Consider the following 205-nt stretch of genomic DNA (forward strand, 5'->3'; position numbering starts at 1 on the left):
TGGTGGGCGATACCAGATTCGAACTGATGACCCCCTCCTTGTAAGGGAGATGCTCTACCAACTGAGCTAATCGCCCATTCATAACAAAAACAGACAACACTTTTACTTAAGCATGATTCTTAATTATGATTGGTGGGCGATACCAGATTCGAACTGATGACCCCCTCCTTGTAAGGGAGATGCTCTACCAACTGAGCTAATCGCC

At 45.9% G+C, this 205-nt stretch carries 1 tRNA gene; it reads right to left on the reverse strand.

Features of this window, described 5'->3' with window-relative positions:
* Positions 1-76, reverse strand: a tRNA-Val gene (locus H1X92_RS00140).
* Positions 77-205 lie beyond the last annotated feature (129 nt).

Origin of the sequence: Arsenophonus endosymbiont of Apis mellifera, from assembly GCF_903968575.1 — a bacterium.
GTDB lineage: Bacteria > Pseudomonadota > Gammaproteobacteria > Enterobacterales > Enterobacteriaceae > Arsenophonus > Arsenophonus apicola.